Below are 22,297 nucleotides of genomic sequence, written 5' to 3' on the forward strand. Positions count from 1 at the left end.
TGTAAACGCTTAATAAGAGGCAGTATAATCCTCTAGGTTAGAATAATCAATTGTACATTAGCTGCAAAATGCGCAGACTGGTGCCTTTACTCTGTTCATCCTTTTCCCCTGTAATTCGCACGGTTACTTGCAATTCCTGACGTTGTTCCTCGATTCCGAACATAGCAATAATAGGCCGAAACGCAAGCGGACACCATTCATCGAATAAGTTAACCGCATGAAAGGGACCGCCATTGAGCGAATATTCGAATATCCCACTGTCCGGGCCGTAGAGCAGCAGCAGACCCACACTCTGTCCGGTTACTGTGTAAGAAAAAGATGCCTCTTTGCTGTCTGTATATAAATGCTCCGTTCCAAATCGCCAGTTCATCAGTGGAACATCAGGGGTAAGCTCGCGTAGCTCGAACCCATCTGCATGATCAGCGCCTCTGAAATCCAGTAAATTACCGTATTCATAATTTCGCTCCTCCAGAGGAGCAATACTTAACGCGCTTCGGGTATTTGAATGTGTGTTGTCAGGAACAAGAGCTGCATACAAATACTCCTGTAAAAAAGAAGCATACAGCGCATGTCCGTCATCATTGGGGTGATATCCATCCGGAGCCAGCTCAGTCCACTCCATTTGTCCGGCCTGGGTCTGTGCATAAACTCTAGCTGCAAAATTAACAGATGGAAGATCGTAATGCTCAGCTACTTCTTCGTGGACGGCAATGTTAAAGGGATTGCTCCCTGACAGATTCTTCTCTGCTGCCGTATACAAGAAGCAAATGTCAGTGCCGGGCGACAACCGTCTGCACTGGCGTACAATTCCTTCCAGACCTCTAATGGATTCTTCCCGGTCGTTGCCGTCATTGACGCTAAATTCAACGAATAGAAGATCAATCTTGCCGTATTGCAGGACATGCGACTGTAATCGGTGAGCGCCCAGCGTGGAATTCGTTCCACCCACTCCCGCATTGATGAAGCGGAATTCATGATTCGCAAATCGCTCCTGCAGATACTTACCAGTCAGCGCTCTCCAGCTAAATGTGTCCGCGTCGGAAGCACCTGCCCCTTCTGTAATGGAACCACCCAAAAAGGCGACAGTCACCGGCTCCTTTCCCGCAAGTCTTACGCTTGTATTCGGTAGTCCCCGTCTTGGAACCACAAATTGATGATTGCAATGTTTCTCTTCTGTCATGATTGATCCTCCGTAAATAAAAATGTATATTTTTCCTTGAAATCAAGAAATCAGGTGCTGGGGTATATCTTACAGCACCTGATTCTGATTTCAATATTTTATTTTTTAGAAGTTTCGTAAGCCTTTTGCAAGATTTCGAGATAACGATCTAGCTTCAAGTCTTTCAGACCTTTTATATAAGCATCCCAATCTTTATTAAGATCCTTGTTGCCAGTGATGAATTGAAGCTGATTTTGCTCAATGTAATTCTTGATGTTGGTTTGCAGTAAGCTCGCTTCATCGATTTCGCTTGGATCAATCCAAATCGACCAGATCGGGAATAATTCTTTAGGCTCATGTCCTTCATACAGCAGAGTCGCATCATACAATCTGCGTTCATAACCGCTGGAAGCGTAGATGTCAGTAGCTTGAACGAAGGTATCACGGTACTCTTTTGGCATATAGAAGTGACCCATGCCGCTCCAGCCCGCATTGCGCGGCGCTTCGCCCTCCGCCATAGGAATGGTCTTGATCACTGGTTTAACATCTTTGTCCAGTGCTACATCGCCTTCTTCTGGATCAGTCCAATCAATGCCCTTCATACCACTGCCACCATTGGTCTGTCCTTCAGAAGTAAACATGTAGTCTACCATTTTAATTAAAGCGATCTGTGCTTCCTCGCTAGCTTTGTTGGTGATGACAAATTTCGCTCCTGGGGATACGCCACCTGCATCATGAGTCGCATAGGAGATACCTTCCGGTCCGCTAATCGGTGGTACAGGATTGTAGTGTGCCGAGCTTCTATTGCCCGGATCAATATTGACGAAAATCGCAGGGTGCATGCCCGCACCAGCGCCCAGAATTTCCGCATCGGCATTTTCACCGATTTTCTTAAAGGCTTCCGCATTCTGTGTGAATGCCCCTGGATCAATCAAACCTGCGTCAAACAGAGATTTGATATAGGTCAGGCCTTCCTTCCACTCCGGTGTGACAGCCGCCGATTGAACTTTTCCATCCATCATGTTCAGATAATTGCGGTCATCATCGTATACAAATGCATTCATGAGGAATGGTACAATGCGTACACCAAACTCCTCAATAGAGCCACTTAGCGGCACTTCATCTGCTTTTCCATTCCCGTTCGGATCTTGTGTTTTGAAAGCTTCCAGCACTTTTTTGTATTCTTCGGTTGTCTTCGGCATTTCCAGATTCAGCTTCTTCAGCCACTCGGTATTGAGCCACATTTTGCTCGGATAGGAGCAGTGAAAGCACTCTGTGTAAGCGACAAGCCCGTAGATATTACCATCAGGCGCTGTGTTAAGCGTTCTCAAATTATCGTTCTTTTCCATAGCCGCTTTAATATTCGGAGCATATTTATCAATTAGATCGTTCAGAGGAATCAGCACACCCTGTTTGCCATACTTCAGAAGATCTGCCTGTGAGAACTGATCGATATAGTGAGTGAGCAGGTAAGCATCAGGGTAATCGCCACTAGCAAGTGAGATTTGGCGCTTTTCCTTGGCTCCGTCTGAAGGGTTGATTTCCCATTTGAATTTAATATTGAATTTGTCTTCCACAAATTTCGAAAATTTATTGGTAGGAACATCGATCCCGGATTCCTGAACCGAGAACACGCTGATTTCCACCGGTTTGCTTGCTGATTCCGAGTTACCTGACTCAGCAGGTGCGGAGGATGTGTTATCTGTATTTTTATTAGCACATCCGCTTAACACCACCGTAAGAATTAATACCAGCACCAATGACAAGATCATCATACTTTTCTTCAAATTCGATCACTCCCTTTTATAATTTAGGCAGGTACGATATCTTTCTGTCATTTTACTGCGTGCCTCTCCCCCTCTCCAGATTCTGAAAGCTGTGAATTAGCCTTTAACTGAACCGACCAGCATTCCTTGGACAAAATAACGCTGAACAAACGGATAGATAACAAGTACAGGCAGAGTAGCGATAACTATAAGTGCATATTTGAGTAGCTCAGCAAGCTGCTGCCGCTCCACCATTTTCATCGCATCCATTGTACCTGCACTGTTGTTCTGGATGATGATGCTTCGTAAGACAAGCTGAAGCGGGAACAAATTCGCTGATTTCAAATAAATCAAAGCGTCAAAGTATGCATTCCACTGTCCTACCGCATACATAAGGACTAACACCGCGATAATGGGCTTCGATAATGGAATGACAACGCTCCAGACAAACCGCATATCACTGCAACCGTCGATTTCGCTGGCTTCCAGCAGCTCCTCCGGAATGGAGGATTGAAAGAATGACCGGGCAATAATGACCTGCCATACCCAAATCGCGTTTGGTATCAGCAGTGCCCAGCGGGTATCAATCAAATGGAGTTCCTTCACGACCATATAGGTCGGAATCAGCCCGCCGCTGAATATCATCGTAAAGGTGATGATCATCATCAAAGTGTTGCGTCCGAAGAAACCTCTGCGTGATAAAGGGTACGCGATCATGATCGTAAGCACAACACTAATGAACGTCCCTGCGGCTGTATAAAAAATGGAGTTGCCGTAGCCTGTAATGATCTCGGGTGTATTTAGCAGAACCTTGAAACCTTTGAAGGAAATATCTACAGGCCATAACCAGACTCGACCGGAGGTAACGGCTGCTGGACTGCTAATCGAGCTGCTGATGATAAAAATTAGCGGATAAATCACCGCGATGACCACGAGGCTGAGTAGAATATAAATAGTGGTCAGAAATAGCTTATCGCCAGTTGATTCTTTAATTTTTTGCTGAACTGCTGCCATGTGGTTGCTCCTTTCCTACCAGATGCTGTTGTTTGTGATGCGTTTAGCCAAGCCATTCACCGTAAGCAACAAAATAAGGTTGATTACCGAGTTGAATAGACCAACCGCAGTTGCAAAGCTATAATTGGCGTTCAGCAAACCGACCCGGTAGACATAAGTGGCAATGATCTCGGAATTCGCCAGATTGAGCGGGTTCTGCAGAAGATAGACCTTTTCAAAGCCAATAGCCATGACATTCCCAACATTCAAAATCAGGATGATGACGATGGTAGGCACAATACCTGGCAGATCAATATAACGAATTTTTTGAAAGCGTGAAGCGCCATCGACTTTGGCTGCCTCATAAAGCGTAGGATCGATGCCGGCAAGCGCTGCTAAATAGATAACGGCACTGTAGCCCGCAGTCTGCCAAATATCAGACCAGACATAAATCGAACGAAACATTCCCGGTTCTCCAAGGAAATTGATCGACTCCAAACCGAAGAAGTTGAGAGCGATGTTCGCAAATCCAAGACGAGGTGCCATAAATAGCATAATAATGGACACCATGACAACCGTCGAGATGAAATAAGGCGCAAATGAGACCAGCTGGACGAACTTTTTGAACCTTCCCCCGCGCAATTCATTAATCATGAGCGCAAGGATAATCGGAATTGGAAATCCCGCCAGCAGCAGGTAACCACTAAGCATGATGGTGTTCTTGAGCAGCGTCCAAAACTGTGGATTATCAAAAAATAATCGAAAATTATGAAATCCAACCCATGGACTTCCCCATATTCCTTTAATCACGTTGTAGTCCTTGAAGGCTAGAACCGCGTTCAGCATTGGATAATACTTAAAAATGAGGAAAAATAACAGAGGTGGAATCACGAGCAAATGTAGCTGCCAGTGCTTTTTCATACTTCTACGAGCATTTTGTAAAAATACAGAGCCCTTACGCTTCGGTAACGACTTGTGATGTAATACTATTTCTTTCTCCAGAACAATCCCCCCTAAGCAACCGCCAGTAGTTTATGATAGCGCTTTCTACGAGTTGATCATAATTGACTTTTATCCCCAAAGAAAAGGTACACTTGGGCATTTCAGCGTACAAATAACCCTATTCAGGGAGAACAAAATAGCTGTAGAACGGCCATTTTTCCGGAATCAGGCCCCTCTCTGGAGATTTCCAATCTGGACAATTCTACCGGCAGTTGAATAAAGCGCATGAGACAATTCAACCAACGCTTGATAGGATTGCGTTTGCAGAAATGCTATGCTGTTTTTGACAGTGCGCACTGTACATTTTGTTTTATTGGAGGTATACAATGCTCGACTTGCGTAAAATTGGAGCTTATATTTCGAAGCTTCGCAAAGACCAGGATTTGACCCAATTGGAACTTGCCGATCAACTGAATGTAAGTCATCAAGCGGTATCGAAATGGGAACGGGGCGACTCGCTACCGGATATCGGAACGCTTCCGAAGTTTGCGAGATTATTCGGCAAAACGGTAGACGACATTTTAAATGCAGGAGACAATACAGAAATTCGGGAGCACCCGCACCTAGGAACGATCGTTGAGGAGATCGCAGAGAACAGGCCGGAACAAGTTGCAGAGATGGTCAATACCGGAGAGGCTGAGCTGGAGGAGCTTGTAGAAGTAGCGCCGTTTGTAAAAGCAAGCGCTCTGCATAAGGTTACAGAACGATTAGACAGCAGCGTCCTTAATTTAGACGTGATCATGCGGCTGGCTCCGTTCCTTGGAACAGATACATTGGATGAACTGGTTCGTCAGGCAGAAGAGGGCGAAATTGTGTGGAATACTATTACTGGACTCGCTCCGTTCGTCAGCAGCGACACATTATGTCGACTGGTAGATAAATCGATTGACGTTTCCTTAGAAGTGCACAATCTTGTTGGGATTGCCCCATTTCTTGATAGAGAACATGTAGATCGCTTGGTACAACAAGCAGAAGAGAGCAGCTTGAGCTGGCATTCCGTTCAAGGGCTGGCACCCTTTATTAGCAGAGAAACATTAAACCGCTTGGTAGACCGGGTTGCAGACGGCACTATCGATGCGGACCAGATCATAAGCCTCGCACCTTTTCTGGACAGGGAAAATCTCGAGAAGTTGATTGGTGGAGTCGAAGCTGAACATCTTAGCCCAGATCTGCTGGCAAGTCTTGCTCCTTTCGTCGATCAAGGGACATTGAGCAGAATGGTGACAAACTTATTAAATAAAGTAAAGTAGACACGGATATCGGAGATCAGAGATCGGTAATCCATAGACCGTTGGCGATCCCCAAAGCTACCGGGAAACGTTAGTTGAACGACAACAGCGGCAGTCTAAGACTTTATTTATCAAGTCTTGGTCCGCCGCTGCTTCTTTTAATGAATCAGTCTAATACTTAATTTTCACTAAACAACTGTTTATTCATCAATAGACTGTCTATAAGCGCTCGGTGAAACGCCGATTAACCGCTTGAAGGCCCGTCTGAAAGAATGTGAACTGTTATAGCCCACCCGCATAGCAATCTCATCGACCGTATACCGACTATCTTTGAGCAAAATCACAGCCTGATCCATTCTCACTTTTATCAGATGATCAGAGAAATTGACACCGGTAACCTCTTTAAACAATTGAGAAATGTATTTTTCAGGCCGTTCCACCTGTTCAGCTACCCGGTACAGACTCAGCTCTGTATCCGAATAATTCTCTACGGTATATTCCTTGATCTGCTTAATAATCTGAATATGAACATCCTTCTTTTTATTTGCAATAAGTCCGCACAGTTCTTCCATAATGACAAAAAATTCGGTCTGAATCATTTCGAGTCGTTCCGATGAACCAATGTCTATGACCCTCCGCTTCACACTCTCGATGTCCGGGTATTCTGTAAAAGCCTTTTGATCCAGAAGCTTAAGAAACGTCCCTTTTATTTCACCAACAAGCTGTTGCTTCATTTCCATGGATAATTCACGCTGTTCCATGTTCTGGGCAACAATCGCACGGACAATCCGTTTAGCCTCTTCTAGCTCTCCAGCCCGAATGGTACTGATCAGACGTTGCTCTGTATCCAGTGGATAATAATAGGTCGTATTCTCATTTTGGGCTTCGCTACTCCATACAATTCCTTTTTTATTCATGTAGACGGCATATTCCAGAGCTTGCTTGGCTTGGTCAAAGGAAAGGCTAACCTCCGTTATTTCTGTGAAAAGATCACCGAAGCCCCCCTGAGTAGTAATACGGTACTCATTAAAAACGTACTGCGCCAAATTCTCCAGAATGTTAGTGATATTTTCTGCCTCATACGCTTTGTCGGTCTCTTCTTCCTTGGAGAAAAACAGAGTTACCACTTTGTCGGAGCCCATATCCGTCATTAGTACATCCACTCCGAGATCCGATAGGGACTGCTTCAGCAGCAAACGGGAAGCATTCAGCTCATTGAGAATTTCAACGCTGTCCATACCGGCATAGCCGTTAATCTGAACAATTCCTACATATCCAGTGTTCTGTTTCAAGTTAATCCCCACCTGCTCGGCGGCAGTGAGAATCTCATCATGCGTTTTGAATTCACCTGCTAATAACCGCTTCAGAAATGCATCCCTGACCAACGGAAGCTGACGATTAAGTTCGGTTTCCAGCAACTTGTTCTTGGTGATCATATTGGCAATATTCCCGCTTAAAAAGTCAAATTCATTCTTGGCAGAGGCCTCTTCCTTGCCAAATTGCTCCTTCATGACGCTAAGCATATGATTGATTGGAGCGCTGTTACGGTAAGCTAATATTAGTCCAACTATCAAGCCGATGAGTAATGTTCCTCCCGTAATTTGTATGGACATTTGCTTGATCTTGTTAGCATTCTCCATCAAAATATGCCGGGGAATCCCTGTCTGGTATACCCAGCCGTTCGAATCAGAACGAGTCGTGATCACTAGATCGTCTTCATAGAACTGACTAACCTTGTTTTTATCAAAATCCGAATCAGCGGTCATATGGGCCATTTTCTGCTCATCACTTCCCTGCAGAACAATCGTATTTCCTTCAGCATCGCTGATATGAACCCAGCCTCCGTATCGCTCAGTTAGACCAGATAATAGACTAGAAATGATTTTCTCGTCTATGATCACTACCGCGACAGCTGGTGAGGAATCGTTGAAACTATCCAGAGGGAGTGACTGCATATAGGTAATAACGGAGGTTTGCATGCCCCTGCTAACATAGTCACTGAGTGGCTTGATTTCACTGCGGTGGGTTTTCTCAAGCACTTCTTTGGTCCAATCCTGTAGCGAAAGATCCTTATAGTTGAAATTAGAGTAGTAATGTTCCGGCCGGTAAGAAGAACCTGGGGTTAGAATAAGATTATAATTGGCGAGGTAAATATAATAGTTTTGCAAAAAATCATTCGTCTGACCGAAAGTCAGGACATTCCGCATCGTTCTCCAAATGCCATACACGTTCGTCTCATTGTCTCTTTCATTCATCAGAACGTTTAGCTCCTGATTGACTGCCAATTGCCTGGTAAACCCTTCTACTTCCGCCATGCGGCGCTCCAATATTTCCTGACTTTTCTGGAGCTGGGTGACCCCGTTCTCAATAGAGATAGACTCTGTCACAGAAATCGAAGTCAGATAGGACATATATCCGCCAATGCTGGGAATGACCAAAATGACTACATAGGAGATTAAGAATTTACGAAAGATATTGGAATATTTAAGCGTAGTGACCCCTCCCCTAATATCATTTCGATAGCGCTATCATTACCATAGATTAAAACATTTTACTTAATAGTCAAGTGTGCAAACCCAATTTTACAGGTGTTAAAACTTTCAGAACTGGATAAAAAGCACCGATGTACGCCGTTATCACTGCTTTTTATTCACCATCCAAATTTTTTTATCTTTCCAGTGTGTTAACCCTTCTAAGTTGTACCCATCGTATGGCGGGTAGAACGTGAAGGCACAAAACCGAATTCCTCCTTGAAACGATCCATAGCATACAAAGGCTTATATTCTTGACCGGAAAAATGATAATAATCCAAATTATAATCATTCCCCACCAACGGGGTAAGGAGCTCAGCCACTGGCAAATTGCTGCTAGCATCCGGCCCAACCAGATTGAGAGTTCTTACCCCCGGCTTAAGTGGAGATTCCAGTGCCGCAGTAATTCCCTCCACCACATCCTCAGCATGGACATGCCCCAGTGTGATGAACGGGAGCGTTGGCTTGGATCCTGTCTTCAAGACAGGAGGAATCCAGCCTAGGGAGGCTACAGCTCCAAAGCGAAGATTGATAAAGTCGGTATCTTTATGATTGCGATGAAAATACCGGGTCAACTCCTCGACCATAGCCTTGCTTAGCCCATAGGCATCCGCTGCCAAACAGGGATGATCATCTGGGATAGGCAGCTCAAGCGGAATAAAATCCTCAGTGAGTCCACCCACCACGGCAATGGAGCTCGCTGTGATGAACTTTGGGCAACCGTGGTCAAGCAGATATCGGTACAATCTCCTTGTTCCCAGCACATTAACAGCAAGGCTTTCCTCCTCAGTAGAGCCGCCAGTAACTGCGGCAAGATGAATCACCGCCTGAATATCATACGAGTCCAGCCTGCTCAAATCCTCCGCCGAATCAAAAGAACCCTGAACATACGCAAAAGCCCCTTCCGGAGCTTGGCGTGACAGACAAATCACTGTATGTTTATCTGCCAAATACTTGGCTAGAGCCGTTCCGATAAATCCACTTGCTCCGGTAATTAGAATATTCATGCTCATCTCCCCTTCTTTTTCTCATCGCATATCATTCAGAAAAAAGGGGCCAAAGAAGGCCCCTCCGTTCATTCATCGCTCAACTTATTCTGTCCACTGTTCTCCGCCTTGTGTACTAGGCTTCGAGATATGGTCGGTCGAAGCCTCCTCAATATCACCGAATGCCCAGTGGGAGACTGGAACATCGTTCCACCCTGGCTGCGTGACACCCATAAGCGGGCCCCTGCCCAAAACTCTGTTGATAGCTGTAACGGCTTCCGCACGAGTAAGCTTGGAATTCGGACGGAAAGTTCCGTCACTGTAGCCATTCATTATGCCTATATCTTGGGCTTTCTTTATCGCTGCCTGTGCCCAGTGACCGGTGATGTCAGAGAAGCCGCGGCCCGATGTTGTAGAATTCGGGCTCAGCATGGCTGTTAAACTAGCCATTTCTGCACGCGTCAATGGTTGATTAGGCTTAAAAGTACCATCAGTATAACCGTTCATTAGTCCCATCTTAGCTACTTTGGCAATAGCATCTGCCCCCCAATAGCTGGAGGGAACATCACTGAATGTTACACCTGATCCAGTGGCCTCTTTCTCAGCAACCTTCGCTAGGATGGTTGCCATCTCAGCACGGGTAATGGGAGCATCGGGTTTAAAGAAGCCTCCCGGATATCCGTTGATATACGCCGAATGTCGCATCGTCTCGGCATCATCCTTCCCATCAGTTCCAGATGCCGGAGTTGGCGTTGGCGTCGGAGTCAGGGTAGGTGTGAATGAAGGCTGAGCTGGTATAGACGGACCCCCTGCATCAGTCGGTGTAGGTGTTGCCGTCGGCGTCGGCGTTGGTGTTGGAGGTTCTGTAGGGTTCGTTGTTCCTCCATCACTGGTTGGGACTGTGAATTTCAATCGATCTGTCAGCATGAGATTACCTGATTTCTTCACAGCTTTAAGTGTGTGCAAGCCGCTTGCCAATCCAGAAATACTATAAATCTCCTGTTGTGTCAGTCGACTCTGACTATAAGCATTCACGGTCTGAATCCATTGTCCGTCCACATAAATATCTACTTCACCTTGATCTGGACCCGTAGGTGTGATCAAGCGGATTCCAGTGCCCTTGAAGGTATATTCAAAGGAATCGCCGTCCACTGTCGTTGAATGCACATCATTAAGATAATCGCCACCAATAGTAAAGCTGAGGTTCAGCTTTCCCACTGGTTGTGCTGCAAGATAAGATTTGTTCAGTTTAACACGGTCACCAGCTACCGTATAATCGGTCCCAGGAACCAGATGATATGATCCATTCGTAATGCCTATGAAGCTTTCCGGCTGTTGTAGAAGTGTAATCTCAATGTCCTGCTGAGCAGAAAGCGATTTATCAAAGCTCGCTGCGATCGGATTAATCATATTCGGAATCTCTACCTTGAGCATGTCAAGCAGCATGAATCTGCCTGATTTTTTCACAGCCTTCAGTGTGTGCTGTCCATCTGTAAGCCCAGAGATACTGTACAGAATCTGCTGTGACAATCGCCCGTTTCGATAAGCGCTTACCGTGCCCTTGAATTGATCGTCTACATAGATATCCATATCCCCTTGTGATTCGTCTACCTCAGTGAACAGTTGAATCCCTGTTCCTCTAAAGGTATATTCAAAAGAATCACCATTCTGCTCCGCATACTGCACATCGTCATTGTAGTCGCCCATTCCTCTTCCACTACTGCGGGACCAAGTACCGTTATATTTGATTCCCGGATCGTCATTATTAACCATCACATAACGGATGCCTGTAGAATCGCTAATGTGTACCGCTAGCGTCTGTGGATCACCGGCGTTAAAGATGATGTTAAGACTTGTTATGCCAGCAGATTGCTGTGCAAGATATTCCTTCTTAATGGTCAATTTGTCATTAGTCACCGTATAATCTTCTTCGCGGAGTGCCACTCCATTATTCTCAATACCACTCAGCGTATTACCATGCAGATTAAGCGTGACTGTGACATCCTTCTGTTGTTCCGTTGCTTTATCAAACCCAGCGGAAGTCGGAGTAATAGAACTGTTCTGACCCCCAGCCGGACTTTCTGTTGTCACTCTCAGCGCGTCGAGCAGCATATAATTTCCCGATCCCTTGCTCACCTTAAGCGTGTGAGGGCCGTTAGAAAGTCCTGATACACTATAAAGAGATTGTTGTACCTCTCTCGGTCCACTTGTATACGCATTTACAGTCTGTGCAACCCCATCGTCTAATGTAACAATCATTTCTCCTTGCGATTCATGCTTTTCCGTCAGCAGCTCAATGCCTGTTCCCGTAAAGGTGTACTCGAAAGAATCACCGTCCTTCTCTGTATAATGCACATCGCCATTATAATCTCCATGTTCTCGGGATGAGCTTACCTGCCATATGCCGTTGTATTTAATGCCGCTGTCATTATCATTAATGTAAACCACATCCGTAACAGTGGTATTGCTTGCCGAAGCTGAATCCGCAGCAGGGTCAGCCCCAGAGTTAAGAGCATCCTCTTGAGGAGTACTGGTAGCAGCAGCCGAGGAATCCTTAATTGTAATGCTCAGATCCTGCTTCCCCTCTAACAGCTCCTTGCCTCCATTTCGCTTCCAATCTCCGCTGTAGCGCATCCCTGTATCATCGTTATTGACAGCTGATGTGCCGCTTAGCGCGGTTACTTTAAGCATGCGAGAGGCATGGGGTTCAAGGATGCCACCGCTGAATTCCTTCTCAAAGGTTCCCAGTTCGGAATGGCTCCATAGGTCGCGCACTGAAGCCGGACCATCAAGGCCAAGATCACTCCATTTGACTTTAACCTCCGCACCCCGACTACCCAGATTGAACAAAGCAACGCTGTAAGTCCCATCTCCATTATTGGCGTACCAGACCTGCTGCTGGGTATCCATCGATACCGGATGACCAGGACGTCCGGCCTGATTTACGGCAATTACCTCATCATTGGTAAGCAGTTCTAGTCCATAACTATCCAGCCGTGTCATGTCATTCCCTGTATAGAGCGGTACGGAAGAAATGGACCAAAACGTCATCGCAGTCTTCCGCTCATCCTTGGTCAGACCATCCATGGAGCCATTACCAACATTCAGGGAATCGAAGTCATTCCAGCCGCCAGGGCCTGCATCCCGCCACCAAAGTGCTGCTTTGGGGAATAATCGGGAAATACTCGACCATGCTGTCAACCCACTGCCGTCATAAGATTCAACATCCCAATCAATTCGCCAACCGTTAGCATATTTTTTCCAGAATTCTACGTAATTGTGGTCGAGCGCCCAGGATAGCTCAAACCAGATGTTATTTCTATCCAAAGCCTTGGACCATGCTTCTACATCGCCACGTGCATCCCGGCTCAAGTTGTCAATCCCCGACCCAGGGGTTACGCTGTCGAATTTGACGAAATCGATCCCCCACTCACCAAGCATATCTGCAATGGAATCCACATACTTCTGGGCACAGGGATTCGTGAAATCAATTTTATAGGTGTAGGAATTCCAATAATCCATAATGGTAAGCGGCTTGGCCGTAATATCCTGAATCCGACATTCACCGCCTGTCCCATACACCTCAAGATTTCGGTTATATGCATCGATAGATACCCCCGGGATCAGATAGATCCCAATCTTTTGTCCATTATTATGAACATAGTCAATGACCTCCTGAAATCCGTTTGGATAAAGGACTTCACTAGGAATAGGTCTCCCGTACTCATCCATATCGCCATTCCAGCCCGCATCAATATTAATATATTCATATCCATGGGCTTGCAGCTTCTCATGCATCGCGTCCGATTGCTTCTTAACGCTCTCCGCCGATGTCCAGTTTCCTGCCCCATCATACACTTGCATACTGTAACTGCTCCAGCCCATATACGGCTTTTGGGCCATACTCTTTTCCGCCGCTTGCGCAACATTGCCTTTCGTTCCTGTAAAACCGAACTGTGCTGCTGCAATAATGAATACTAGAAGACTCATACACAATCTTTTTCCCATTCGCTTCAAATCATCCTTCCCCCCTCATGAAATGTGGTCAAAATTACTTTGATAGCGCTTTCTTTCGGAAAGATCATAATTGAATATGGATTTCCAAGATAGGTACATTTCGGTATTTTACGTACAAATAACCCCAAAACAGAGGGGCAAATAAACAGCATAACAAACATAATTCCCTCGATTCTATGGAACTTAGTGAGAACACTGTACCTTAGTTATATTTGGACAATCACAAAACAAACTCTTGTTTCCTTGTTCCAGTGATGAAAATCACTTACTATATTGGTAAAATAAAGAATAATCTAGAGATACAAACGACATAGCAATAACCGATGATGATATGCTGAAGAAAGGAAGATCGCATTGAAGTTGGATTTGGATGGATTAAATGCTGATTCCTTAACTTGTATGCTTAAGGCATCTTTTTCATTGGAAAATTGGGATGCTATGATTGAAGTTGCAGACAGGTTGATCACCCAGATTGCATTCATATATGAGACAAGCAGTGACACATTGAGAGAACAAAACCTGAAGCGAAGTATTCCCTATTATTTTGGATTTAGCTTATGTTCAAAAGGAATCGCACTGCAAAAGCTCGGTAAGTATCCTGAGGCTAGAATGTGTATTCAAAAATATGCTGAATTGGGCTGGATCAAAGGACTAGATGATGAAGGAATTAATGAAGTCAAATACTACTGTAATATTGCAAAAGCCAATACCTACGTGCTCGACCTTTTGGAAGGCAAGACAGGAGTCCTAAAGGAGTATGTTGAATTTATTAGAAACAGTGCTGAGGAAGAGTTACTGCCAGGACTAATTACCATCTTGGAATCCTCGATAAAATATAACTATTCCGTAGATTGGATTCTGAGTGAATTCGAAATAAACGCTAACGATATAGGAGCACAAGGAACTCAAGAGAGTATGAGATATTTTGTGGATTACAAATTCTTGCTGGCGATGTACCACTACAAACAGGAGAATATGTACGATGCGATAAACACAATTCTGGAAACCTTACTATTAAGTATTACGCTGAAAGATGATACAGGCTTTAAGAAAGCAGCGGCATTATTTGAGATCCTTAGAGTCTATGCTAATCAATCACAGCTCCAAGTGCATCACAACATAATGAAAACTATAATAGAGAGGGAGTTAACTAATGAAAAAGAAAATGTTCTTACTTACAGTCGTAGTCTTAATTAGTTCAAGCTTGATGATCGCCTCTGCAGGTGCTTCCGCTGTCGATTCCGGTTCTACAATTTACACCGTTAACAATCACGGAATGGGTCATTGATTGAAATTTTATAAGTGGATTATACAAAGGAGCGATCATCCGGCTATTGGATAATCGCTCCTTTGTATGTAAATGCATAAGATAGCTTAACTAAAGACAACAAAAAGTACTAGTTTCACATTATACATAATCCTATGTACTCTATCATTTTTTTATATACAATAATAAGAGACAACTGATGCCTGTGCTACGAAGGTGTTTACATACTAATCAACCATTAGAGGTGTATTTTAAAGATGAACAGACCTATTCGTTTTGGAATAATCGGAAGCGGCTGGCGGGCGGAAATGTATCTTAAGTTGGCTCACCTGCTTCCGCAGCAATTTCAGGTAAACGGTGTATTGATCCGCAACCCTGCCAAATACCAGCAACTGATCGACAAATGGAACCTGACCGTGTACAGCTCGATGGAACGTCTTGCGGCCGAGAGCGATTTTGTGGTTCTGGCGGTGTCCAAAACCTCTGCCGTCTCACTGCTGTTGGAGCTTGCAGCGCTGCAAGTACCTGTGTTGGCCGAAACACCCACCGCCTCCACGCCGGCTGAATATGAACTGCTTCGATCCAGTGCCATTGATTTCCCTCTGATTCAAATAGCCGAGCAATATCCGCTGTTGCCTCATCATCAGGCAAGAACCGCCTATATTCAAACCGGACATTTGGGCGAGGTAGGTCATGTTCAAGTCTCTGTTGCGCATGGTTATCATGGAATCAGCCTGATCCGTAAATGGCTCTCGATCACTGGCACAGCATGTGAAATCACAGCTCGCCGGCTAGAGGTTCCAATCATGGACTTCTCTTATAGGGGGAGGGAGGCCGAAGATGACCTGAAGACAGAGCAGCAGGATATCGCAATTATGGTGTTTCCCTCCGGCAAAAGCGCTTTACTTGACTTCACTCGCTCCCAATATTTCTCGCCCCTCCGTACCAACCGGGTACTCATCCGCGGATCACATGGGGAAATTCGCGATAATGAGATTATCCGTCGCCTGGGAACCAAAGAGACCGAGTATATGAACATTAATCGGATTCAAGGCGGACAGGAAGGCAGTCTGGAAAGTCTCTCCTTGCATGAATTGCGTGCAGGACAGCTTAGTCTATTTCAGAACCCGTTTCATCCCTCTCCCCTTTCTGATGAAGAGATTGGGATAGGACAAGCCTTATTGAATATGTCCAGCTTCCTGCACACGGGAATTTCAGCATACTCATTAGCGGATGCCTTAATAGATATCAGACTGTCATTCGCGGTCGATGAAGCCATCGCCCTTGGAAGTACTATAACTTTGCAAGATGAGATCAGGCCTGCAAAATAAAAACAGGCACATGAGAAAGTTAAGAGCCTTCTCATGTGCCTGAACAATTGTATACGATTCAATGACTCGAACAAGTGTAGCATGCAGAACCGAAATCAATGACCGCCCGATTTCACTCCCCTCATGCTCCATATGAAATCTAATTAAACGAACAAATATCCGATTACAGGACCCATAAAAATAACCAAATATATAAGTGTAATCCATGGCTGATAATGAATATAGAATTCTTGGAAAGAAAGACTCCAAGGGTGCTTAATGATCACCCAGCCCAAAACATCAATTATAATGCAAACTCCGGCCCATATTGCCCCTGTAATAAGAGCTTCTTCAAGGTTGGGTACAGATAACCCCCGCATATATAGCCAACCAAAGATAGAAAACAGAATGACATTATAAAGAGGATGCCAAGGCTTTGTTTTTTCATATCCCTCCCCCATACCTTTTTCGTCCATTGGACTCATTTTTAACGCATAAATATTAAATACGGTATGTAAAACTCCAACAATAGTCACTATAAAATAGCAAATCCATAACCATAACATCGACATTGCAAAATCCTGCATAACTGCCTCCTTTTATTACCCCAGCGCATGCAACTGCTGCTTTTCCGGCTATGGAAATGAGACCATTCAAAACAGAGTTGTTGTTTGAATTGAAAACATCATATCTGACTCCGCTCAAGTTTGCGCTTGATAATACGATGGTCATTATGCTTGCATCCGGACTGTATCTAACCTGGTAACCCTTATAAATATGCGCCTTCATTGGATCTGATGAATTCAAATCTTTGTACACGCCCTTTTGCAGAAACCGAAAGAAACGAGTACGAAAAGGGAACATTGCATATTGTTGGCATCCGCTCCTTTGATGGAAATTCAGTAAAGGAGGCTGCCGTTATAAAACCAGAATGAACCGGCGTTAGCAAAATGCCAGTAAACCCGCTTAAAATCAAACAAGGGTTCCAGCTCAAATGAGCTGAAACCCTTGTTTTTAGTGATGCCGAGGACGGGGGTCGAACCCGTACGGTTCTCACGTACCGCAGGATTATAAGTCCTGAAGTACCTTCGCCCCTTTCCTATACCACGGAAAGCTCGAACAGAAATCCTTTAACCACGCGGGTGGGTTAAAGGTTTTTTTTCCATACTCTCTGCGTTCAGAGATTTGTATATGCAGCCATGTTAGCAAAAATGTTAGCACATTGATTAAATATTTTTGTGTCTGTACGTGATAGAAAACATCAAATCCTTTCCGTAAAGTATGTTCATTTCAATTTTGAAACGGCAGTTTGGGTGGTTTTTTTAAATTCGGATTTATCGACTGAAGTCTCAATCAGGACAAGTGAATTTAGCAATGAGTTCATTTTTTGTGATAGTTTCAGGGATTTACATAGTGGAATGTTAAAAACATTTTTTTAGAAATGATCTTAATATATCTGATGCCTTATGCATTCTTTTTAATCAATTCACGTAATCTCTCCTTAGCTTTATCCTTATCAGATGTACTTAGAACCTCATCGTTACTTTCATCAGTTGGAATATTGTCCTCGGATAAATTTTCTCCTATCTCTGCTATTACCCAGTCAAGAAATTCAGTTTTCTCTCGTGTTTTTCTTTCAAGATTCATTTTTCTGAAATAATTCATAAGTAAAAATAATACTGACTGTATCAATATTATGGCTACAATTGTCATTAAAATAGTTCGAGTAGTTGTGCTAACATCTTCGTTGATTGGAATCTTCTTACTCGAGATATCGTCAGAGTACGAGGCCTGTAGATTCTTATTATCTTCACGAAACCATACTTTTAAATCGACTGCAGCATTCTGAGATAGTCTGTCCATGCTAATGTTTATAATTGAATTGGCAATCACCTTACTATCTGTAATTGACTCAGTACTTTCAATCTTATGATCATAGATATCACCATCTAAGTTTAATTGAATTCTTAAATTTCTTGATGGGCTTCCAACATTTTTAATCTTAATTATTCTGAATGAATTTACAATTGCATTATTATTTGTAAAATATGCATTCGTCACATTTAGTAATCCATCAGGTATAAATTGATCCGCTTTACTCGATTCAATTCTAACATTAGGACTTTTACTAAATCTATCATAAATATTATTTCCATATAGTAATACAAGCAGTGAAATCCCTGCACTAATTATTGGAACTACTATTGAAAGCTTGCTTTTATCTTTCAAAGATGCCTCCCCCTTGTCTGTAAGGCATCTCAAACACAATATGTTCTCTTGGGATAAAGTTATTAGTATGACCGAAGCTAATGTATTGAAGCGTTTCCTCGTTAACAACGCCAGAAATTTTATCAGTAATTTCGCTCGTTGAGTGGTAGTCATTCATCGACAACACATCGTCTGTCACTAACAAACCTACTCCATTATAATATTCCAAGTTATATAAAGAACGACAGAACGTTAAACGTAATACAAGATGAATAATACTCCTTTCACCAAATGAAAGAAGATTTAAATTCTTCTGTTGCAGAAATTCTTTAAATGAGATACTAAGAAAATTCTTGTTCGACAAGTCAAACCGCTTTAGTGTCTCGTAAAAAAACGATTCAAGGTCTATTATTTTTTCACTAATATATTCTTCACTAATTCTCTTTTCCTGCTTGTAAACTGAATTTGCATTTTGCAATAAATCATAGTTTTTAATTGATTGCTCCTTAATTTTTAAATATTCATAGTTTAGTACATCATTTATTTCATTTAAATTCTGATTACTAACAAAATGACCGATAGAGTCCTCAATCCCTTTTTTATACTGCTCCACGAACTTTAAACCTTGGTTCTCATATGTAACTTCTTCTTCAATGGTTTTAATATCACGTTCAATTTGATTTAAATATTCGGAATTATAGCCAACAATTTTGTTGTAAGTTTCCCGTCTCTCTAAGCTGCTTCTTTTAAAATCTAGACCCGAAAAAAAACTATAACTAAGAATATCAAGTGATGCGCGCTCATTAAATTGCGAAACAAATTTAATATCCATCAGTTCCGTGTAAATTTCATTTAACTCCACAGACATAGCTCTTGCTTTTTTTTTGATGTCCCCTTCGAATATTATTGTACTTGAATCAAGTTTTCTTGAAATCTTTACGAGCTTACTACCGAATCTACACTCCAACTGTGGGCTTTCAATAAATCGAATATTTACTAATCTTGAGGCGTTACTCTTCAAACCTAAAATATATTGAATTAAGTTAAACAACGTTGTTTTACCAGTACCATTAGCTCCAATAATGTAATTTTGCTTTTCGTTAAATTCTATTACAGTTTTATTATTGATTTGAACTTTCTTTAAAACTATTCTACTCAAGAGAACACCCCAATATCTTTAATAATATATAATTTAGACCAAAATTCTTAGCAGACCATACTGGTGCAATTAGCTAATCAGCAGCAGACTTAGATAGGAATGTTGCACAAGACTGTGAGCAGCATTTAGTTGTACAGTTCTTCATAAAATCGCAAATTCCGACTCACATTACCAACTTGCTTCTTGATGGTTTAACGGATCGTTCTCCCATTAGCTCATTAACAAGTGCTAAGAAAGATTTAATACAACAAGATCTGTTTCGGATGATACAGATTCCCTTTGATATTTAAATATCTGAACTTCTTCGTTCCAGTCTGATTTTGTTTAATGTATACTTTTGATTCGCTTACGCGGAATTTGGAATACACAGCTACATTTTTAAAATTTGCATTAGACTGTATATACTCAAGTACATTATTATTGTTTATGATCAATTCCACAGTCAGTAAAGTAATGATGCCATCTTTATCAGGTTCTACCCAGGGTGATCTTAATTTTACAACATGATATTTGAACTTTTCACTCGGAAGCTCAATTTCTTTTAACACTCCCTCAATGCAAATTGGATGGGTTACATCATTTCTTTTTATGTATGTATAACATTTACTCAAACTATCGGAAACATAATAAAATTGGCTCCATTTAATTTCTTGCTTACCATACTGTAACAATATAATTTCTCTAAGTTCATCATGTGTCTCAGTTAAAGAACGAAGCTGCATTATTCGTTGCATAGTAGAAAAATAAGAGTCCAATTTTCCTTGATTGACATAGACTCTTGAAGGACGCTTTAAATTCAGAGACGGGTCTTCATTTTCCAACTCATCTTTGTTTGAACTGTTTAATGTTTTCAGCGCCTCATCAATTATGTTTAGACGAAAGTTATATTTTCCTTCTTCAATAGCCTTAAGAATATTATCATCAGACTCTCTTGCAATAACCTCAACTTGACCCTTTGTATTGTACTTGCAATCGATATGATGGGATTTTTCATTGGATTCAAGTCGAAAATAAGGATTGACAACGACTGTCTTATCCGCATACTTTTTCTTATGGGCATCTACAAAAATTACTGGGACTCGGCATTTTTCTGTTTTACACTTAAACGAGCCATTCATAGCTTTATTGGCATAATCGATTTTAATAATTTTGTTTTCTTTCGTGTAATATGCTTCCGGCATTTTCGTTCCCATATATTCGACCCCCAATCATTAATTTGCTACACTCGCGCTATGTAATAATTGAAGTTATCCTTAAAAAGCTATGACTTAAAGATTCGACAAACAGAGATATAAACCTCCTATATTTTTTACAAAATCCGAGCATTTTACAAAATTGCCAAATCCCTCAATACTCTTTTATTATCCAAAATCCATAAACTATCGAGTCATTCTTGGAAAGCTATATGAATATTTTATAGTAGAGAAAAATCCCTAATAAGCCTTGATATGACTTGGCTAACAGGGAGTTCAGCTTATCCCAACATATATTAAATTCATAGGGATTCCATAGATGAAAAAGTGGCACAAAAAAAGCACACGAAAATTTGTCATTTCATTAAGTCAAAGTTGTTGACAACTCACTATATACATATAAATGAGGTTAATTTAAATTCCTTCACCAACAGGACAACTTCTGTTTCCAATAGCTGTGGTCATAATTGTTTTAGCAGTACTACCAAGGTATAATCCCTTTTTTAGACAAGATAAATGTAATTCAACCATGCTTCTTGAGCTATATTTATTATCTTCTCTCCCTTCGTTCTTACGCTTTTTTAGTGACTTCACAGGATTAGATGCAATCAGCACTTCTTCTACGCACCATCTCAAAACGTTAGCAAATAAACTTAACGATTATTATAGATAATGGTTTAATGCTTTCTGTTAAGGGATTCAAACAAATTATTTTTCAGATAGTCTATTGACTCAAATGAATTACTGTACCTCCTGAAGAAGAGCTTCAGATGTTGCTCATAGTCCTTTTGTGACCATTCACTGACTCCCTCTGCCTTATTCCAAAATAAATACTCTTTAACGCCTCAGTCCAAACCACTACCTTGATATGTTTTTGATTTTTATAATTCTATCCAAAATAAAAACTCCTCTCCAGAACTTGTTAGACAACTACTGAAAAAGAGCATTATTATCTTGGTTCTGTGTGTTAAAAAGTGTTTCGCAGGCACACAGAACTCTTAACTTTTTCACTAAATTTTAAAAAAAAGACAAAACAAAAAACCTTGATTTCTCAAGGTTTTCATTGTACTGCCAAGGATAGGGGTCGAACCGTACGATGGTCCCCCATTACAAGATTCTAAATCTTGAAGTAGTCTTCGTAGCCCTTTTCTACACCACGGAAAGCTCGAACACAAATCCTTTAACCATACGGGTTAAGTTTTTATGTTCCTTGCACTCAGCGTTCAGAAATTAGTATATGCAGCCATGTTAGCAAAAATGTTAGCACAAAGATATGAGCAGAAACATTGTGTCCCTGCTCTTTTTTACGTCCAACCAATCACTCTTACTTTGGAGATTTGTCCATTCGAGCACGCCATAAAACATAATCCTACAAGCATTTGCAAGCTTCTACCTTCAGAGAAAAGCCCGATAATTATGTTATGAATGAGCTGTATCAACGCTTTCCCAATGCAGCTTCATTGGCCGATGTAACCAA

The 22,297-nt window shown here is 42.3% G+C and carries 16 protein-coding genes; 4 read left to right on the forward strand and 12 right to left on the reverse strand.

Annotated features, from left to right (window positions below; all coding sequences use genetic code 11):
- Positions 1 to 46: 46 nt before the first annotated feature.
- The 4 genes from MKY99_RS22670 to MKY99_RS22685 form a co-directional block, all read right to left on the reverse strand.
- Positions 47 to 1,180, reverse strand: coding sequence for an SGNH/GDSL hydrolase family protein (locus tag MKY99_RS22670; RefSeq protein ID WP_339266478.1), 1,134 nt, complete (start codon positions 1,178 to 1,180; stop codon positions 47 to 49).
- 98 nt (positions 1,181 to 1,278) lie between these two features.
- Complete coding sequence (locus MKY99_RS22675; RefSeq protein WP_339266480.1) at positions 1,279 to 2,946, reverse strand: extracellular solute-binding protein; 1,668 nt, start codon at positions 2,944 to 2,946, stop codon at positions 1,279 to 1,281.
- A 96-nt stretch (positions 2,947 to 3,042) separates the two neighbouring features.
- Positions 3,043 to 3,939, reverse strand: coding sequence for a carbohydrate ABC transporter permease (locus MKY99_RS22680; RefSeq protein WP_042190759.1), 897 nt, complete (start codon positions 3,937 to 3,939; stop codon positions 3,043 to 3,045).
- A 15-nt stretch (positions 3,940 to 3,954) separates the two neighbouring features.
- Complete coding sequence (locus tag MKY99_RS22685) at positions 3,955 to 4,839, reverse strand: ABC transporter permease subunit (protein ID WP_143759569.1); 885 nt, start codon at positions 4,837 to 4,839, stop codon at positions 3,955 to 3,957.
- Between the two features lie 407 nt (positions 4,840 to 5,246).
- Between MKY99_RS22685 and MKY99_RS22690 the strand changes: the two genes are divergently transcribed.
- Entirely contained in the window at positions 5,247 to 6,170 is a 924-nt protein-coding gene (locus tag MKY99_RS22690) for a helix-turn-helix transcriptional regulator (protein ID WP_339266481.1), read from the forward strand.
- A gap of 179 nt (positions 6,171 to 6,349) precedes the next feature.
- Here the strand turns inward: MKY99_RS22690 and MKY99_RS22695 are convergent, their stop codons facing one another.
- From MKY99_RS22695 to MKY99_RS22705, 3 genes are all read right to left on the reverse strand, one after another.
- The gene (locus tag MKY99_RS22695; protein ID WP_081393096.1) at positions 6,350 to 8,560 is read right to left on the reverse strand and encodes a helix-turn-helix domain-containing protein; all 2,211 of its coding nucleotides are present in this window, start codon (positions 8,558 to 8,560) and stop codon (positions 6,350 to 6,352) included.
- A 281-nt stretch (positions 8,561 to 8,841) separates the two neighbouring features.
- Positions 8,842 to 9,687, reverse strand: a complete 846-nt coding sequence (locus MKY99_RS22700) for an NAD(P)-dependent oxidoreductase (RefSeq protein WP_339266484.1) — start codon at positions 9,685 to 9,687, stop codon at positions 8,842 to 8,844.
- Positions 9,688 to 9,771: 84 nt separating this feature from the next.
- Positions 9,772 to 13,656: a X2-like carbohydrate binding domain-containing protein gene (locus MKY99_RS22705; protein ID WP_339266486.1), complete on the reverse strand. Its 3,885-nt coding sequence runs from the start codon at positions 13,654 to 13,656 to the stop codon at positions 9,772 to 9,774.
- 381 nt (positions 13,657 to 14,037) lie between these two features.
- Here MKY99_RS22705 and MKY99_RS22710 point away from each other — a divergent pair, with 381 nt between their 5' ends.
- Positions 14,038 to 14,880 (forward strand): DNA-binding protein, encoded by an 843-nt coding sequence (locus MKY99_RS22710; RefSeq protein ID WP_339266488.1) that lies wholly within the window; start codon positions 14,038 to 14,040, stop codon positions 14,878 to 14,880.
- A 327-nt stretch (positions 14,881 to 15,207) separates the two neighbouring features.
- Positions 15,208 to 16,281: a Gfo/Idh/MocA family oxidoreductase gene (locus MKY99_RS22715; protein ID WP_339266490.1), complete on the forward strand. Its 1,074-nt coding sequence runs from the start codon at positions 15,208 to 15,210 to the stop codon at positions 16,279 to 16,281.
- Positions 16,282 to 16,424: 143 nt separating this feature from the next.
- Here the strand turns inward: MKY99_RS22715 and MKY99_RS22720 are convergent, their stop codons facing one another.
- A complete protein-coding gene (locus MKY99_RS22720) occupies positions 16,425 to 16,847 on the reverse strand; it encodes a hypothetical protein (RefSeq protein ID WP_339266492.1) in 423 nt (140 codons plus the stop codon).
- Positions 16,848 to 16,903: 56 nt separating this feature from the next.
- On the opposite strand from MKY99_RS22720, the gene MKY99_RS22725 reads away from it, so the two are divergent.
- Entirely contained in the window at positions 16,904 to 17,026 is a 123-nt protein-coding gene (locus MKY99_RS22725; protein ID WP_339266494.1) for a hypothetical protein, read from the forward strand.
- A 698-nt stretch (positions 17,027 to 17,724) separates the two neighbouring features.
- Here the strand turns inward: MKY99_RS22725 and MKY99_RS22730 are convergent.
- The 4 genes from MKY99_RS22730 to MKY99_RS22745 form a co-directional block, all read right to left on the reverse strand.
- The gene (locus tag MKY99_RS22730) at positions 17,725 to 18,489 is read right to left on the reverse strand and encodes a hypothetical protein (RefSeq protein WP_339266496.1); all 765 of its coding nucleotides are present in this window, start codon (positions 18,487 to 18,489) and stop codon (positions 17,725 to 17,727) included.
- Positions 18,479 to 19,627 (reverse strand): hypothetical protein, encoded by a 1,149-nt coding sequence (locus MKY99_RS22735; RefSeq protein WP_339266498.1) that lies wholly within the window; start codon positions 19,625 to 19,627, stop codon positions 18,479 to 18,481. The genes MKY99_RS22730 and MKY99_RS22735 overlap by 11 nt, the downstream gene beginning before the upstream one ends.
- Positions 19,628 to 19,866: 239 nt before the next feature.
- Complete coding sequence (locus MKY99_RS22740; RefSeq protein ID WP_339266500.1) at positions 19,867 to 20,820, reverse strand: hypothetical protein; 954 nt, start codon at positions 20,818 to 20,820, stop codon at positions 19,867 to 19,869.
- A gap of 414 nt (positions 20,821 to 21,234) precedes the next feature.
- Entirely contained in the window at positions 21,235 to 21,414 is a 180-nt protein-coding gene (locus MKY99_RS22745; protein WP_339266502.1) for a hypothetical protein, read from the reverse strand.
- Between the last annotated feature and the right edge of the window lie 883 nt (positions 21,415 to 22,297).

This window comes from Paenibacillus sp. FSL R5-0470, from assembly GCF_037975205.1.
Lineage (GTDB): Bacteria > Bacillota > Bacilli > Paenibacillales > Paenibacillaceae > Paenibacillus_AQ.